The organism is Micromonospora sp. CA-248260, assembly GCF_050942205.1.
GTDB lineage: Bacteria > Actinomycetota > Actinomycetes > Mycobacteriales > Micromonosporaceae > Micromonospora > Micromonospora antibiotica.
Genome location: NZ_CP192021.1, coordinates 1,434,503 through 1,449,406 on the forward strand (window position 1 = coordinate 1,434,503; position 14,904 = coordinate 1,449,406).

The window sequence follows — 14,904 nt, forward strand, 5'->3', positions numbered from 1 at the left end:
TCGAGAGTTCATCTTTCGCAATTTTCAACATCGTTTTCGAGATGGCAAAACGGGTTGGTCCGCTATTGACGCTCCGCTTTTGTCGGTGTTAGGTTCCTCCTCGTTGAGGTGCCACAACAGAGCGTAGTAATCCCAGCTCAGGCCGGTCGGGAGTGTTGATCGGTCAACATTTCCGACGCGGATGGAGCTCTTCTGTCCGCGTCATTTCCGGCCCGTCCGCACCAGACCCATCCGGCTCTCCGAACGGTGGGCCGGCCGTATCGCCACGGTCACAAGAGGGAGACCTGTCATGGCCACATTCTTCAGGCGTAAGGCGGCGGCGGTGACGCTCGGCGTCCTGGCGCTCACCCTGGCCGGCGGCGGGATCGCCGCCGCCCAGCCCACGACCAAGGCCCCGGCCGAGGTGGCTCAGCCGGGGGCCCGGCTGGCCGGTGCCACCGGTCAGCCGCCGGTGACGGCAGCCGAAGCCAAGCAGGCCCGCGCCGCGCTGAAGGTTTCGCTCGCCCCGCCGGCTGCGGGTTCGGTCGCCTGGGCGGTCGTCACCAGCGGCGGCACCCTGCTCCAGCACTCGGCCAACGTCGTCTCGGCGACCAAGTACGGCACCGGCCAGTACCAGGTGCTGCTCGACTACAGCGTGGTCGGGAAGGCGTTCCAGGCCACCATCGGCACCAACGACCAGTTCAACGTGCCGCCGGCCGGTGAGATCTCGGTCGCGCCCCGCAACCAGACCCCGAACGGCGTCTTCATCCAGACGTACAGCTCCGGCGGATCGGCCTCGAACAAGCCGTTCCACCTGTTCGTCGCCAACTGACGCGCGGCCGCGTCGACGGTGCCGGCCCCCAGCCCGGGGGTCGGCACCGTCCGTTGTGGAGCAGGTTTCCCGCCGCCGGGCGGGGGTCGACGCGCGGCACCTGACGTACCGGTCCTGCCGTCCCACGGTGTTGCCGCCCCTACGGGCGGGTCGTCCCGGTCCGGCCGGGAAAGGGCCTGCCAGGGGCGGAAATTCCGACGTTTGCCTACCCACCGCCCCGGGAAGCAAGCACCGTGACGGACATCTCGGACACCCTGGCCAGCCTGCCCAGCCCGGTCGAAGCCGACGCGGCAGGCGCCGAGTTGGAACAGACCCTCTTCGAGGTCAGACGCGTGATCGTCGGGCAGGACCGGCTCGTCGAACGACTGCTCACCGCGCTGATCGCCGACGGGCACTGCCTCCTGGAAGGGGTGCCCGGGGTGGCGAAGACGCTGGCCGCGCAGACCCTCGCCACCGTCGTCGGCGGCACCTTCACCCGCATCCAGTTCACCCCCGACCTGGTCCCCTCCGACATCGTCGGCACCCGGATCTACCGCGCCTCGACCGAGAAGTTCGACGTCGAGCTGGGCCCGATCATGGCCAACCTGGTGCTCGCCGACGAGATCAACCGGGCCCCGGCCAAGGTGCAGTCCGCGCTGCTGGAGGCGATGGCCGAACGGCAGGTCACCATCGGCGGCCGGAGCTGGCCGGTGCCGGAGCCGTTCCTGGTGCTGGCCACCCAGAACCCGATCGAGTCCGAGGGGGTCTACCAGCTCCCCGAGGCACAACGCGACCGGTTCCTCATGAAGATCGTCGTCGACTACCCGGGCGACGCCGACGAGCTGGCCATCCTCTACCGGATGAGCAGCGACCGGCCCCGCCCCCGTCGGGTGCTCGACCCGGTCCGGTTGCGCGACTACCAGCGCCGGGCCGCCCACGTCTTCGTGCACCACGCGCTCGCCGAGTACGTGGTCCGGCTGATCCTGGCCACCCGCGACCCGGGCCGCTTCGGGCTGCCGGAGATCGCCCCGCTGCTGGCGTACGGGGCGAGCCCTCGGGCCACCCTCGGCCTGGTCGCCGCCGCCCGCGCCCAGGCGCTGCTGCGGGGCCGCGAGTACGTGCTCCCCGAGGACGTCCGCGAACTCGCCGTCGACGTGCTCGCCCACCGGCTGGTGCTCTCGTTCGACGCGGTCGCCGACGGGGTCAGCGCCGAGGCGGTGGTGCACCGGCTGGTCCAGGCGGTGCCGCCCCCGGTGCTCGCCACCGGCCACCCCGAGTACACGCCCGACCTGGCGGCGGCGTGAGACCCCGGACCGCCCCGGCACCCGCCGGCCCGACCCTGGCCGACCTCGCCCCCGAACAGCGGCTGCGCCGCCTCGAACTGACCGTCACCCGCCGACTGGACGGGCTGCTCCAGGGCCAGCTGCGTGGCCTGCTGCCCGGCCCCGGCAGCGAGATCGCCGGCAGCCGCGAGTACCGCCCCGGCGAGGACGAGGTACGCCGGATCGACTGGGCGGTCACCGCCCGCACCACCGTCCCGCACGTCCGCGAGGTCGACGCCGACCGGGAGTTGACCACCTGGCTGCTGGTCGACGCCAGCCCCAGCATGGAGTACGGCACCGCCGAGCTGGACAAACGGGAACTCTCCGTGGCGGCCGTCGCCGCGATCGGGTTCCTCACCGCAGGCACCGGCAACCGGCTCGGCGCACAGGTGCTCGGCACCGACGGGCTGCGCCGGTTCCCCGCCCGCAGTGGGCGTACCCACCTGCTGAGCCTGCTCCGTGCGCTGCTGCACGCCCCCCGGGCGGACGCCGAGCCACCGGCCACCCCGCCGGTCGGCCCCGACCTGGCCGCAGCCCTCGCGGCGGTGCAACGGACCGCCGTACGGCGGGGGCTGGTGGTGGTGGTCTCCGACTTCCTCGACGGGCTCCCCGACGACCACGACACCCCGGCACCCTGGGAACCGGCGCTGCGCCGGCTCGCCGCCCGGCACCAGGTGCTCGCGGTCGAGGTGACCGACCCCCGCGAACTGGAGCTGCCCGACGTCGGCCTGATCACCCTGGTCGACCCGGAGACCGGCCGGCGGCGCGAGGTGTGGACCGGTGACCCGGGGCTACGCCGCCGGTACGCCGACGCCGCCACCGCGCAACGCGCCCAGGTGGCCCGCGCGCTGCGCCGCAGCGGAGCCGGTCACCTGGCGTTGCGCACCGACCGGGACTGGACCGCCGACATCGTGCGGCACGTGCACACCCAGCGTCGGCTGGCGGCCGCGCCCGCCGCCTCCCGGGGAGGTCCCGCGTGAACTGGCAGTCACCCGTCCGGCTCCTGCTGCTGCTGGGGGTGGTCGCGCTGGCCGCCGGCTATCTGCTGGCGCAGCGCCGACGCAGCCGGTACGCCGTCCGCTTCACCAACCTGCGACTGCTCGACCGGGTCGCCCCGCAGCGGCCCGCCTGGCGGCGGCACGTGCCCGCCGGGCTCTTCCTGGCCATGCTGGCGCTGCTGGTGGTCGGCTTCGCCCGGCCCACCGCCGAGGTACGGGTGCCCCGCGAGCGGGCCACCGTGATGGTCGCCGTGGACGTGTCCACGTCGATGCTCGCCACCGACGTCGAACCGGACCGGTTGACCGCCGCCAAGGAGGCCGCCCGGACCTTCGTCGACGGGCTGCCCGACGAGTTCAACGTGGGACTTGTCGCCTTCGCCGGCAGCGCGGCGGTGCTGGTGCCGCCGAGCACCGACCGGGGCGCCCTGCACGACGGGATCGACCGGCTCGCCGAGGGGATCACCGGGGTGCAGGGCACCGCCATCGGCGAGGCGATCAGCGCCTGTCTCGGCGCGGTCAAGAGCCTCGACGACAAGGCGGCCAAGCAACCGCCGCCGGCCCGGGTCATCCTGCTCTCCGACGGGGCGAACACCTCCGGCGCGGACCCGATGGAGGCGGCCTCGGCGGCCGTCGAGGCGAAGGTGCCGGTGCACACCATCTCGTTCGGCACCCCGGGCGGGTTCGTCGACCGGGGTGGCCGCCCGATCCAGGTGCCGGTCGACGGGCAGACCCTGCGGGCGGTCGCCGACCAGACCGGGGGCGGATTCCACGAGGCGGGCAGCAGCGCCGAACTGCGCGACGTCTACGAGGACATCGGCTCGTCCGTCGGCTACCGCAAGGAACGTCAGGACATCTCCGCCCGGTTCATCGGGCTCGGGCTGGTCTTCGCCATGGGGGCGGCGGCCGGGTCGATGCGCTGGTTCTCCCGCCTGCCCTGAGGGGGACGACGCGGGCCCACCTGCCCCTGATCCGTCGCAACAGTGAGGAGCGGACGTATGGCAGTACAGACCGGTCTGGGGGAACCCCGGGGTCCCTGGTTCCTCTCACCCGACCTGGGGCCGGACGGCCGGCACCGGTGGGACGTACCGGATCCGGGGGAGGACCCGTCCCGGCGGCGCTGGCGTGGCCGGTTGTGGACCGCCGTGGCGGTGGTCGCCCTGTCCACCGTCTCCGGGGCGGCGGCCGGCGGTTGGGTGGCCGGCCAGGGCGGGGCGGGCCCGACGGCGGCCTCCGCCGCCCCGGTGCCGGCGGAACTGGTCACCGCCGCCCAGAAGACCGTCCCCGGGGTGGTGTCCGTGCTGGTCGGCGGGGGTGCCACCGGGCAGTCGGCGACCGGTTCCGGCTTCGCCATCGACAACGAGCAGCACATCGTCACCAACGACCACATCCTGGCCAAGGGGGGTGGTGGCGCGGTGACCGTGGAGATGCCCGACGGCCGCCGGTACGCCGCCGAGGTGGTCGGCCGGGAACCCGGCAGCGACCTGGCCGTGCTGAAGGTGCCGTCGGCCGCCGGGTTGGCCCCGTTGCCCCTGGCCAAGCCCCGGTCCACCCGCGTCGGTGAGCCGGTGCTCGCGGTCGGCTCGCCGCTCGGCCTGGCCGGCACGGTGACCGCCGGGATCGTCAGCGCCCTCAACCGGCAGGTACGACTGGGCACCAACCGGCGCAGCGCGGTGCAGACCGACGCGTCGATCAACCCGGGCAACTCCGGTGGCCCGTTGGTCAACGCCCGGGGCGAGGTGGTCGGGGTGAACACGGCGATCGCCACCATCGACGGCAGCGGGTCGATCGGCATCGGCTTCGCCATCCCCATCGACCAGGTGCAGCAGACCGCCGACACGATCATCGGCAAGGGCGGCTGAGCCTCCCGTGCGGGTCCGGCGGGCCGCGGCCCCGGTGACCGCGCCGCGCGGCGTCGGGCGGGGGCGTTAGCCTCGCGGGGTGGACGACGGACTGCGGGTGACCGATCGGTGGACCGTGCCCGCCGCCGAGCTGCGGGAACGGTTCTCCCGCTCGTCCGGGCCCGGCGGGCAGGGTGTCAACACCACCGACTCCCGGGTCGAGCTGAGCTTCGACCTGGCCGGCACCACCAGCCTGCCCCCGGTGCTGCGGGAACGGGCGCTGGAGCGGCTCGCCGGCCGGCTGGTCGACGGGGTGCTCACCATCGCCGCGAGCGAGCACCGGGCGCAACTGGCCAACCGGGAGGCGGCCCGGGAACGCCTCGCGGCGCTGCTGCGCGCCGCCGTCGCCCCACCGCCACCGCCCCGCCGTCCCACCCGGCCCTCGCGGGGTGCCAAGGAACGCCGTCTCGCCGACAAGAAGCGGCAGTCGCAGCGCAAGCGGGACCGCCGCGCCGACGGGGACTGAGCCGCCCCCACCGGAACCGGCCGTGCACGGCGAAACCCGGGCCGGTGTGGCCCGGCGCTGCCTAGGCTGGCGGGCATGTCCACCGACACCCTGGTCACCCTCGCCGGCACCACCGCGCTCGCCGGAGCCGCCGACGGGCCGAGGATCTGCGGCGGCGACGACGCCACCGGCGTGATCGGCGCGGCCCTGGGCCACGGGGTCGGCCTGGTGGTGCTGCCGGTACGCCGGCTCGCCGTCGAGTTCTTCACGCTGCGCACCGGGGTGGCGGGCGAGGTGGTGCAGAAGTTCGTCAACTACCGGCTGCGGCTGGCCGTGGTCGGTGACATCTCCGGGCACGTCACACGGAGTACCGCGCTGCGTGACTTCGTCGTCGAAGCCAACCGGGGTGGCCAGCTGTGGTTCGTCGACACCCTGGCCGCGCTGGAGGAGCGGCTGCGCGTCGAAGCGCTTCGCCAGGATGCGGGAGGGCGTTGAGTCGGGGCACCCGGTCTGCTGGGATGTCCGTGGGAGCAAACCGGGCCGTCACCGACCGCACGTCGTCACGTGACAGGAGTCCCCTCACCATGCTCCGAAGGCCGTTCCTCTCCGCCCTGCTCGCCGCGTTCGCGGCGGTCCCCCTCACCCTGCTCGTCGGGCTGGTCGCCGCCACCCCGGCCCGGCCCGCCGCCGCCACCCCGGTCCGCGTCATGCCGCTCGGTGACTCGATCACCGGCTCGCCCGGCTGCTGGCGGTCCATCCTCTGGAACCGTCTCCAGTCCACCGGCCACACCGACGTCGACTTCGTCGGCACCCTCGGCCCGCAGGGCTGCGGCCAGCCGTACGACGGGGACAACGAGGGCCACGGCGGTTACCTGGTGACGAACGTCGCCAACCAGAACCTGCTGCCCGGCTGGCTCGCCGCCACCCGCCCCGACGTCGTGCTGATGCACTTCGGCACCAACGACGTGTGGAGCAACATCGCACCGGCCACCATCCTGGCCGCGTACTCCAAGCTGGTGGACCAGATGCGGGCCAGCAACCCGGCGATGCGGATCATCGTCGCGAAGATCATCCCGATGGCCCCGTCGAGCTGCGCCGAGTGCGGGCAGCGGGCGGTGGCCCTGAACGCCGTGATCGACGGCTGGGCGGCGGGGAAGACCACCGCCGCGTCGCCGATCGTGGTGGTCGACCAGTGGACCGGATTCAGCACCAGCACCGACACCTACGACGGGGTGCACCCCAACGCGGCCGGCGACCAGAAGATGTCCGACCGGTGGTACCCGGCGCTGGTGGCCGCCCTCGGCGGCACCACCCCGACCGCCTCGCCCACCCCGACGGTCAGCCCCACCACCCCGCCCACCCCGACGGCGAGCCCCACGGTCAGCCCCACCGGGTCACCCACGGTGGACCCGCCGACCACCTCGCCGCCGGCGGGCGTCGCCTGCACCGCCAGCTACCGGATCACCAACCAGTGGCAGGGCGGGCACCAGGGTGAGGTGACCGTGCGCAGCACCGGCACCGTGCGGACCACCGGCTGGCGGGTCACCTTCACCCTGCCCGCCGGGCAACAGATCACCCAGACCTGGAACGCCGAGCTGACCCAGACCGGCAGCGCGGTCACCGCCCGCAACGTCAACTGGAACGGCGCGCTGGCCCCGGCAGCCGAGGCCACCTTCGGGTTCCTCGGCACCCACACCGGCACCGCCACCGCCCCCACGGCGACCTGCACCGCCAGTTGACCGGCCCACCCGTGCGCCGAAGAACACCCGCAACATCGTGCTGAACCCACGAAGTAGTGGCCTCCCGGACGACGGAGGCCACTACTTCGTGGTTCGAGCGTGATCACGCAGGAGACGGGCGGGCAGCCGGCAGTCGAGGCACGCGTCGGACGGTCAGCTGTGGACAGCCCCGACGAGGTCCAGGGCGGCCAGCAGCCGGGCGCGGAGCACGGCGGCCTGCTCGGCGAAACCCCGCTGCGCCGCCGCGTACTCGGCCCGGCCCTCGGGGGTCTCCACCCGGACCGGGGGATAGCCGAGGGCCGCCAGGTCGTAGGGGCTGGCCCGCATGTCCAGCGCCCGGATCTGCCGGGCCAGCGCGAAACAGTCCGCGACCAGCTCCGAGGCGACCAGCGGGGAGAGCTTGTACGCCCACTTGTAGAGATCCATGTTGGCGTGCAGGCAGCCCGGCTGCTCCAGCGCGTGCTGGGTCTCCCGGGTGGGCTGGAGCAGGTTCAGCGGCCGGGCCGGCGCGGTGAAGAACCGGAACGCGTCGAAGTGGCTGCACCGCACGCCCCGCTCGCGTACCACGGCGGCGGTGTCGTCCGGGCTGAGCCGCAACGGCCAGGCGTTGTGCCGTACCTCCTCCTGGGTCTGCCGGTAGACCATCGCCCACTCGTGCATCCCGAAGCAGCCCAGGTGCGCCGGCCGGCCGGCGGTCGCGGCCAGCAGACCCCTGATCCAGGCGATCGAGTCGGCGCGGCGGTCGCGTACCCCGTCGGTGTCGAGGGTGACCCCGGCGGGGCCGGCGCGGTAGTCCCGGCCGAACTCGGCCGGGTCCGCGTCGCGCAGCAGCACCCCCGCACCCGGATGCCAGCGGCGCAGCTGCGCCGGGCGGTGCGAGTAGTAGGTGAACAGGAAGTCCTCCACCGGGTGCCGGCCGCCGGTGCGACGCCGGGCCAGGTGAGGGTCCAGCCAGCCGGCCACCCGCGCCTCGTGGGCCGCCCGCCGGGTCCGCCAGTCGGCCGCGTCGAGAGCGGCGGGTGCGAGGGCGGCGGTCACACCCACCAGGGTACGACCGCCGCCCGCCCCCGGTCAGCGCACGTCGCTGCCGTCCGGCGTGTCCCGCCGGGTCAGGGCACGTCCACCCGGACACCGGCGGAGAACACCCCGCTGCGCAGCTCCAACTGCTCCGGCTTCTGCATCCCGTGCACGGTGAAGACCAGCGGCAGCACCACCCGGCTGCCCGCCGACACGGGTTGGGCGAAGACGTCCCGCCCCAGGTTCGCCAGCCGGGTGGCGTCCTCGTCGGTGCTGACCCAGGTGCCCCCCGGCAGGTACGCCCGCTGGAGCTGACCGTGCCAGCTCTGCTGCTCCGCTGTGACGTTGCGGACCCCGACCGTGGCCTGGCACTGCTGGCTCGCCGCGTTCGCGGTGCCGCAGGCCACCCGGTAGACGGTGAACTCGAACGCCTTCTCCCGCAGCGGGGTCCCCACGGCACCGGACATGGTGGTGCCCGTCCAGGCCCCGGCGGTCGGCTGCTTGGTGGTGTCGATCGCGGCGACCTCCCGGGTGGCCGTCCACGCGGCGGCGAAGACCACCCCGGCCAGCACGGTCGCGGCCACCCCCACCACCAGCCACACCGACGGGTTACGTCGTCGCGCGGGCTGTCCCGGGGCGGCGGGGCGCGGGTACACCGTCCCGCCACCCGGGGCCGCCGGCCCGCCGGCGTACGACGGGTGACCTGCGGCTACCGGCGCGGTGCCGGTCGGCTCGACACCGCTCACCCGTCGTCGGGCCCGCAGCCACCACCACGAACCGCCGGCCAGCAGCGCCAGCACCACCACGGCCGCCCCGAGCAGGATCGGCGGTTGCCGCCAGGCCGGCGTCGCGGGCACCGCCGCCTCCGGGACCGCTGCGCTGCGCCAGGTGGCGGTCGCGCAGTCGTACGGCTGGTCACCGTCGCTGGTGTACGCGCAGGCCGGTGCGGTCAGCGCCTGGCCCGGCGCGGTGGCGGCCAGGGCGGTGTCCAGGGTCCGGGTCGACCCGGCCGGCACGACGAGCCGCCAGGTGACCTCCCCGCCGCCGGTGGCCCCGCCCGGCCGGGTGGCCAGCCCACCCGCGCTGACCGCGGTGATCGAGGCGCCCGCCGGCACCTCCTGCCGGACCATGGTCTGCACCGTCGCGCTGCCGGTGTTGCGCACCATGATCCGGTAGCCCGGCACCGACGTCGCGGCGGGTGCCACGGCCACGGTGACCTGCGGAGCCGGTCGGGGTACGCCCGGGTTGCCGGCGGTGGTCATCCCCGGGGCGGGTGCCGTCGGGGTGACCGGCACGACCGCGCCGCTGGCCGCCACCCCGGGTGCGGCCGGGGCGGCCCGTGGGCGTACCGCCGGTGGTGGTGTCTCCCGGGCCGCCGCCACCGGCGTGGCCCAGGCGGCGAGACGGGCCGGTGCGGCGACCGCCGGGTCGAACTCACGGCCCCGGCGTGCCGCCGGGGCGCGGCCCGGATCCGCCGCGCCGGCCGGGTCTGCCGCCGGTGCCCGGCCCGGTGCCGTGGTACGTCCCGCCCCGGTGGCGGGCTCGGCGGCCGGTGCCCGGACCACGGGCGTGCCGGTCGTCGCCGGGGTGGCCGCGGCCGGGGTGGTCGTCGCCGGCGCGCGGGGCGCGGGGTCCGTGCCGGGCAGCGCCGGTACGGCGGCGAGAATGCCCAGGCAGTTCACGAAAACCGCGAGGGCCCTGTGGTGTCGTCTCGATGCAGGCATACCAACGAACCTCCGGAGCCGACGTTAGGAGCGGGGACCCTCCGGGCGGGTACGAAGCCCCGAACCCCGCCCGCAGCGCCGACCGATGGCCTACGCTGCGCCGACGTTTCCCGGTGGCCGACGGGCGACGCCGCCGTGGGGGATAGATTGGCCGGGTGCGTATCGCTCGTTTCGCTCATGCCAAGGGAATGTCGTTCGGGGTCGTCGAGGGCGAGTCGGAGGCCGGGCCGCAGGGCCTGACCATCGCCGAGATCGACGGCCACCCGTTCGGGCAGATCCAGTTCTCGGGCGCCCGCTGGGCGCTCTCCGACGTTCGGCTGCTCTCGCCGATCCTGCCGAGCAAGGTGGTCTGTGTCGGGCGTAACTACGCCGAGCACGCCGCCGAACACGGCAACGAGGTGCCGAAGGAGCCGTTGCTCTTCCTCAAGCCGTCCACCTCGGTGATCGGCCCCCGGGACGCGATCCGGCTGCCGATCTTCTCCAAGCACGTCGAGCACGAGGCGGAGCTGGCCGTGGTGATCGGTGCGCCGGGTGCCCGCCGGGCCGACCGGGCCGCCGCCGAGCGGGCCATCTTCGGCTACACCTGCGCCAACGACGTCACCGCGCGGGATCTGCAGCGTTCCGACTCGCAGTGGACCCGGGCCAAGGGCTTCGACTCGTTCTGCCCCATCGGCCCCTGGATCACCACCGGCCTGGACGTCTCCGACCTGGAGGTCCGCTGCGAGGTGGGGCGCAACCCCGACGAGATGGAGGTACGCCAGCTCGGTCGGACCAAGGACATGGTGTTCGACGTGCCGGCGCTGGTGTCGTACATCTCGCACGTGATGACGCTGCTGCCCGGGGACGTGGTGCTGACCGGCACCCCGGCCGGGGTTAGTCCGCTGACCGACGGGGATACGGTCACCGTGCGGATCGAGGGGATCGGCGAACTCACCAACTCGGTGGTCCCGGTCGCCTGAGCCGTACGACACCCCCTGTTTCCGCAGTTCAAGGGCGGTTTGGGGGATCGGATTTGGCCTGTTGGCGCGGGGAGGGTAAAGTTCCTTCCCGGCGCCACAAGGGGCCAATGGGGTATGGGGTAATTGGCAGCCCAACTGATTCTGGTTCAGTTAGTCTAGGTTCGAGTCCTGGTACCCCAGCGCAACCACAGGTTCACCCGAATCTGCGGACGCTGGATTCTGACGGTGATCGACACCGCTCCCGCCACGGGAGTCGAGTTGATCTCTGATAGAGTGCAGCTTCCCCGCCCGGCAGGGCAGGGAAGCACAAGCTATGTTCTGGCCCCGTCGTCTAGTGGCCCAGGACGCCGCCCTCTCAAGGCGGTAGCGCCGGTTCGAATCCGGTCGGGGCTACAACGCTGACAGCCCGTCCCACCTCGCTGGGGCGGGCTTCTTCGCATCCGTTCTGCCCGCCCGGCCGTTCTGCGCCGCCTGTCCGCCGGCCGTTCCGCGCCCGCCTGCCCGCCTGCCCGCCTGTCCGCCCGGGCCGTCCTGTCTGCCCGGCCGGGCAGACCCGCACGTGGGGCGCTGTTGCGCCATCCCAGCCACCAGGCACCGCTACTTTGCCCCGGGGCGCTCACATCCCCGGGGCGCTTATGCCCCTGGGGTGCCCGCGTCCCCGATGCTGGCCGGCGATGGCCCGATCGGCGCACGACCGTAGGGCCCCGACCCCCGTCTTGGGGGCCGGACGTCGGTGCCGTTAGACTAATCCCGCGCCGCCCCCCGGGGCGGTGAAGCAGGAAAAGTGCCTGGCCCCGTCGTCTAGTGGCCCAGGACGCCGCCCTCTCAAGGCGGTAGCGCCGGTTCGAATCCGGTCGGGGCTACCACACGATCGGCCCGTCTCGCCCCGCGAGGCGGGCCGATCGTCATCTCTACCGCTCCCGCTCCCCGCCCCGGCCCCGCCCCCGGCCATCTCCCCTGCCCCGCTCCCGGCCATCTCCCCTGCCCTCCCCGCTCCCGCCGGTCTCGCCTCGGTGATCAAGAGGTTTGCGTCAGTTGATCAAGAGGTTTGCGTCACTTTGATCTCTAAACATGACGCAAACTTCTTGATCACCGAGGCGGGGCGGGCGGGGCGAGGCGGGGCGGGGGAGGGGTGGGGGTGGGTGGGGGTTAGAGGCCGGAGAGGCGTTGGCCGGCGCGGACGACGGCCATGGCGTGGCGTTCGCCGGGGCGGCGGCCGAGGCGTTCGATCGGGCCGGAGATGCTGATCGAGGCGATCACCCGGCCGGTGCGGTCCCGGATGGGGGCGGAGACGCTCGCCACACCGGCCTCCCGTTCGGCGACGCTCTGCGCCCAGCCCCGGCGGCGTACCTCGGCGAGGGTGCGGCCGGTGAACTTGGACCGGGGCAGCAGCGGCATGACCGCCTCGGGGGGCTCCCAGGCGAGCAGGATCTGCGCGGCGGAGCCGGCCGTCATGGGCAGCACCGAGCCGACCGGGACGGTGTCCCGTAGGCCGCTGGCCCGTTCGGCGGCGGCCACGCAGACCCGTTCGTCGGCCCGGCGCAGGTAGAGTTGGGCGCTCTCCCCGGTGGCGTCGCGCAGTGCGGCCAGGAGTGGCTCGGCGGCGGTCAGCAGGACGTCCGGGGCGGCGTTGGCCAACTCGCCGAGCCGGGGCCCGGGACGCCATCGTCCCTGGGTGTCCCGGACCAGCATCCGGTGGATCTCCAGTGCCTGGGCCAGCCGGTGTGCGGTGGCTCGGGGCAGCTTGGTGCGTTCGACTAGTTCGGCCAGGCTGGCGCCGTCGACACAGGCGGCCAGGATGACCACCGCCTTGTCGAGCACGCCGACACCGCTCATACTGTGTCCCACAAGCCGAAATTTACCTCCCAGAATTTAGGATGTCCAGATGGTGGGAGTCACTCAACCGAGGACCCTGGCCGAAAAGGTCTGGGACGCACACGTCGTACGGACCGCCCAGGGCGAACCGGACCTGCTCTACATCGACCTGCACCTGCTGCACGAGGTGACCAGCCCGCAGGCGTTCGACGGGCTGCGCCAGGCCGGCCGGCGGGTCCGCCGCCCCGATCTCACGCTCGCGACCGAGGATCACAACACCCCGACCGGGTACGACGATCCCGCGTTCCGGCTGCGCCGGGGCGACCTGTTGACGATCGCGGACCCGACCTCGCGTACCCAGATCGAGACGTTGCGCCGCAACTGCGCCGAGTTCGGCCTGCGGCTGCACCCCCTGGGCGACGAGAACCAGGGCATCGTGCACGTGATCGGCCCCCAGCTGGGCGTGACCCAGCCGGGGATGACGATCGTCTGTGGCGACTCCCACACCGCCACCCACGGCGCGTTCGGCGCGCTGGCCTTCGGCATCGGCACCAGTGAGGTCGAACACGTCCTGGCCACCCAGACCCTGCCGCAGGCCCGCCCGAAGACCATGGCGGTCAACGTCACCGGTCAGCTCGGCCCCGGCGTCACCGCCAAGGACCTGGTCCTCGCGCTGATCGCCCAGGTCGGCACGGGCGGCGGACGCGGTCACATCGTGGAGTACCGGGGCGAGGCGATCCGGGCGCTGTCGATGGAGGGCCGGATGACGGTGGCGAACATGTCCATCGAGTGGGGCGCCAAGGCGGGCCTGATCGCTCCGGACGAGACCACCTTCGCGTACCTCAAGGGCCGGCCGCACGCGCCGGCCGGGGCGGACTGGGACGCGGCGCTTGCCTACTGGCGGACGCTGCCCACCGACGACGACGCGACCTTCGACGCCGAGGTGACCCTCGACGCGAGCCGGATCACCCCGTTCGTCACCTGGGGCACCAACCCCGGTCAGGGCGTCCCGCTCGGCGCGGCCGTGCCGGACCCGGAGGAGTTCACCACCGACGCCGAGCGGACCGCCGCGCGCCGGGCCCTGGAGTACATGGACCTCACCCCGGGCACCCCGCTGCGCGACCTCGCCGTCGACGTGGTCTTCGTGGGTTCCTGCACCAACGGCCGGCTGGAGGACCTGCGGGCCGCCGCCGACGTGCTGCGTGGCCACCGGGTCGCCGACGGGGTACGCATGCTGGTGGTGCCCGGCTCCGCCGCCGTGCGGGAGGCCGCCGAGGCGGAGGGCCTGGACAAGGTCTTCGCCGACGCCGGAGCGGAGTGGCGGTTCGCCGGCTGCTCGATGTGCCTGGGCATGAACCCGGACACCCTGAAGCCGGGCGAGCGTTCGGCCTCGACCTCCAACCGCAACTTCGAGGGCCGGCAGGGCCGGGGCGGGCGTACCCACCTGGTGTCGCCGCCGGTCGCCGCCGCCACCGCCGTGACCGGCCGGCTCGCCGCCCCGGCCGATCTGTAGAAGGGCAGCCGAGAGATGGACAAGTTCACCACCCACACCGGCACCGCCGCGCCTTTGCGGCGTTCCAATGTGGATACCGATCAGATCATCCCGGCCGTGTACCTCAAGCGGGTGACCCGGACGGGCTTCGCCGACGGGCTCTTCCGGGCCTGGCGCGACGATCCCGCATTCGTGCTCAACAACCCGGCGTATTCCGGGGCCAGCATCCTCGTGGCGGGGCCCGAGTTCGGCACCGGGTCGTCCCGGGAGCACGCTGTGTGGGCGCTGCGCGACGGTGGTTTCCAGGCGGTCGTCTCGCCCCGGTTCGGTGACATCTTCCGGGGCAACGCGCTCAAGGAAGGGCTCCTCCCGGTCGAATTGGAACTGGCCGCGGTCGAGCAGATCTGGGACCTCGTGGAGGCCGATCCGACCACGCCGGTGACGGTCGACCTGACCACCCGTGAGGTCCGGGTCGGGGATTCCACCTGGCCGTTCCCGCTCGACGACCACAGCCGCTGGCGGCTGATGGAGGGCCTCGACGACATTGGACTCACCCTGCGGCACGTCGCCGACATTGAGGCGTACGAGGCCGGCCGACCGTCGTTCACCCCCGCCGTGGTCTAGCCGTACGCCGGGCCACGGCACCGTTTTCGCCCCCACCGGTTCATCCGGTGGGGGCGAATCCGTTACGACACAAGGGCTTTT

At 73.3% G+C, this 14,904-nt stretch carries 14 protein-coding genes and 3 tRNA genes; 14 read left to right on the plus strand and 3 right to left on the minus strand.

Annotated features, from left to right (window positions below):
- Nucleotides 1-289 precede the first annotated feature (289 nt).
- The 8 genes from ACQP2H_RS06595 to ACQP2H_RS06630 all read left to right on the plus strand — a co-directional run bounded on the left by ACQP2H_RS06595 (nt 290) and on the right by ACQP2H_RS06630 (nt 7,192).
- On the plus strand, nt 290-811 hold the full coding sequence (locus ACQP2H_RS06595) for a hypothetical protein (protein ID WP_219468129.1): 522 nt from the start codon (nt 290-292) through the stop codon (nt 809-811).
- Between the two features lie 233 nt (nt 812-1,044).
- A complete protein-coding gene (locus tag ACQP2H_RS06600) occupies nt 1,045-2,094 on the plus strand; it encodes an AAA family ATPase (RefSeq protein ID WP_219468131.1) in 1,050 nt (349 codons plus the stop codon).
- Nucleotides 2,091-3,092, plus strand: a complete 1,002-nt coding sequence (locus ACQP2H_RS06605) for a DUF58 domain-containing protein (protein WP_433231628.1) — start codon at nt 2,091-2,093, stop codon at nt 3,090-3,092. Before ACQP2H_RS06600 ends, ACQP2H_RS06605 begins: the two co-directional genes overlap by 4 nt.
- Entirely contained in the window at nt 3,089-4,048 is a 960-nt protein-coding gene (locus tag ACQP2H_RS06610) for a VWA domain-containing protein (RefSeq protein WP_219468135.1), read from the plus strand. Before ACQP2H_RS06605 ends, ACQP2H_RS06610 begins: the two co-directional genes overlap by 4 nt.
- Nucleotides 4,049-4,105: 57 nt before the next feature.
- Nucleotides 4,106-4,969, plus strand: coding sequence for a S1C family serine protease (locus tag ACQP2H_RS06615; protein WP_219468138.1), 864 nt, complete (start codon nt 4,106-4,108; stop codon nt 4,967-4,969).
- Between the two features lie 79 nt (nt 4,970-5,048).
- Complete coding sequence (arfB, locus tag ACQP2H_RS06620) at nt 5,049-5,474, plus strand: alternative ribosome rescue aminoacyl-tRNA hydrolase ArfB (protein WP_219468141.1); 426 nt, start codon at nt 5,049-5,051, stop codon at nt 5,472-5,474.
- Nucleotides 5,475-5,549: 75 nt separating this feature from the next.
- Nucleotides 5,550-5,948, plus strand: coding sequence for a DUF4180 domain-containing protein (locus ACQP2H_RS06625; protein WP_219468144.1), 399 nt, complete (start codon nt 5,550-5,552; stop codon nt 5,946-5,948).
- A gap of 89 nt (nt 5,949-6,037) precedes the next feature.
- A complete protein-coding gene (locus ACQP2H_RS06630; protein WP_357534637.1) occupies nt 6,038-7,192 on the plus strand; it encodes a cellulose binding domain-containing protein in 1,155 nt (384 codons plus the stop codon).
- Between the two features lie 153 nt (nt 7,193-7,345).
- On the opposite strand, the gene ACQP2H_RS06635 is transcribed toward ACQP2H_RS06630, so the two are convergent.
- Together ACQP2H_RS06635 and ACQP2H_RS06640 are read right to left on the minus strand one after the other, a co-directional pair.
- Nucleotides 7,346-8,230 carry a 3-methyladenine DNA glycosylase gene (locus ACQP2H_RS06635; protein WP_433231633.1) on the minus strand — a complete coding sequence of 295 codons (885 nt, stop codon included), beginning with the start codon at nt 8,228-8,230 and terminating at the stop codon, nt 7,346-7,348.
- Between the two features lie 71 nt (nt 8,231-8,301).
- Nucleotides 8,302-9,933 (minus strand): hypothetical protein, encoded by a 1,632-nt coding sequence (locus ACQP2H_RS06640; RefSeq protein ID WP_255597916.1) that lies wholly within the window; start codon nt 9,931-9,933, stop codon nt 8,302-8,304.
- Nucleotides 9,934-10,088: 155 nt separating this feature from the next.
- Here ACQP2H_RS06640 and ACQP2H_RS06645 point away from each other — a divergent pair, with 155 nt between their 5' ends.
- The 4 genes from ACQP2H_RS06645 (at nt 10,089) to ACQP2H_RS06660 (ending at nt 11,758) form a co-directional block, all read left to right on the plus strand.
- Nucleotides 10,089-10,892: a fumarylacetoacetate hydrolase family protein gene (locus ACQP2H_RS06645; protein WP_208567257.1), complete on the plus strand. Its 804-nt coding sequence runs from the start codon at nt 10,089-10,091 to the stop codon at nt 10,890-10,892.
- 108 nt (nt 10,893-11,000) lie between these two features.
- Nucleotides 11,001-11,072: transfer RNA gene (locus ACQP2H_RS06650), tRNA-Gln, on the plus strand.
- A 140-nt stretch (nt 11,073-11,212) separates the two neighbouring features.
- Nucleotides 11,213-11,285 (plus strand) — tRNA-Glu (locus tag ACQP2H_RS06655).
- 397 nt (nt 11,286-11,682) lie between these two features.
- Nucleotides 11,683-11,758, plus strand: a tRNA-Glu gene (locus ACQP2H_RS06660).
- Between the two features lie 283 nt (nt 11,759-12,041).
- Here ACQP2H_RS06660 and ACQP2H_RS06665 read toward each other — a convergent pair.
- The gene (locus ACQP2H_RS06665) at nt 12,042-12,728 is read right to left on the minus strand and encodes an IclR family transcriptional regulator (RefSeq protein WP_088646078.1); all 687 of its coding nucleotides are present in this window, start codon (nt 12,726-12,728) and stop codon (nt 12,042-12,044) included.
- Nucleotides 12,729-12,777: 49 nt separating this feature from the next.
- Here ACQP2H_RS06665 and leuC point away from each other — a divergent pair, with 49 nt between their 5' ends.
- Together leuC and leuD are read left to right on the plus strand one after the other, a co-directional pair.
- Nucleotides 12,778-14,220, plus strand: a complete 1,443-nt coding sequence (gene leuC / locus ACQP2H_RS06670) for a 3-isopropylmalate dehydratase large subunit (protein ID WP_219468153.1) — start codon at nt 12,778-12,780, stop codon at nt 14,218-14,220.
- 15 nt (nt 14,221-14,235) lie between these two features.
- A complete protein-coding gene (leuD, locus tag ACQP2H_RS06675) occupies nt 14,236-14,823 on the plus strand; it encodes a 3-isopropylmalate dehydratase small subunit (protein WP_219468156.1) in 588 nt (195 codons plus the stop codon).
- Nucleotides 14,824-14,904 lie beyond the last annotated feature (81 nt).

Bases quoted from the DNA above. Each gene is read 5' to 3' on its own strand.
- ACQP2H_RS06595 (WP_219468129.1), top strand. From the start codon at position 290: ATGGCCACATTCTTCAGGCGTAAGGCGGCGGCGGTGACGCTCGGCGTC.
- ACQP2H_RS06615 (WP_219468138.1), top strand. From the start codon at position 4,106: ATGGCAGTACAGACCGGTCTGGGGGAACCCCGGGGTCCCTGGTTCCTC.
- ACQP2H_RS06625 (WP_219468144.1), top strand. From the start codon at position 5,550: ATGTCCACCGACACCCTGGTCACCCTCGCCGGCACCACCGCGCTCGCC.
- ACQP2H_RS06630 (WP_357534637.1), top strand. From the start codon at position 6,038: ATGCTCCGAAGGCCGTTCCTCTCCGCCCTGCTCGCCGCGTTCGCGGCG.
- ACQP2H_RS06640 (WP_255597916.1), bottom strand. From the start codon at position 9,933: ATGCCTGCATCGAGACGACACCACAGGGCCCTCGCGGTTTTCGTGAAC.
- ACQP2H_RS06665 (WP_088646078.1), bottom strand. From the start codon at position 12,728: ATGAGCGGTGTCGGCGTGCTCGACAAGGCGGTGGTCATCCTGGCCGCC.
- leuC (WP_219468153.1), top strand. From the start codon at position 12,778: ATGGTGGGAGTCACTCAACCGAGGACCCTGGCCGAAAAGGTCTGGGAC.
- leuD (WP_219468156.1), top strand. From the start codon at position 14,236: ATGGACAAGTTCACCACCCACACCGGCACCGCCGCGCCTTTGCGGCGT.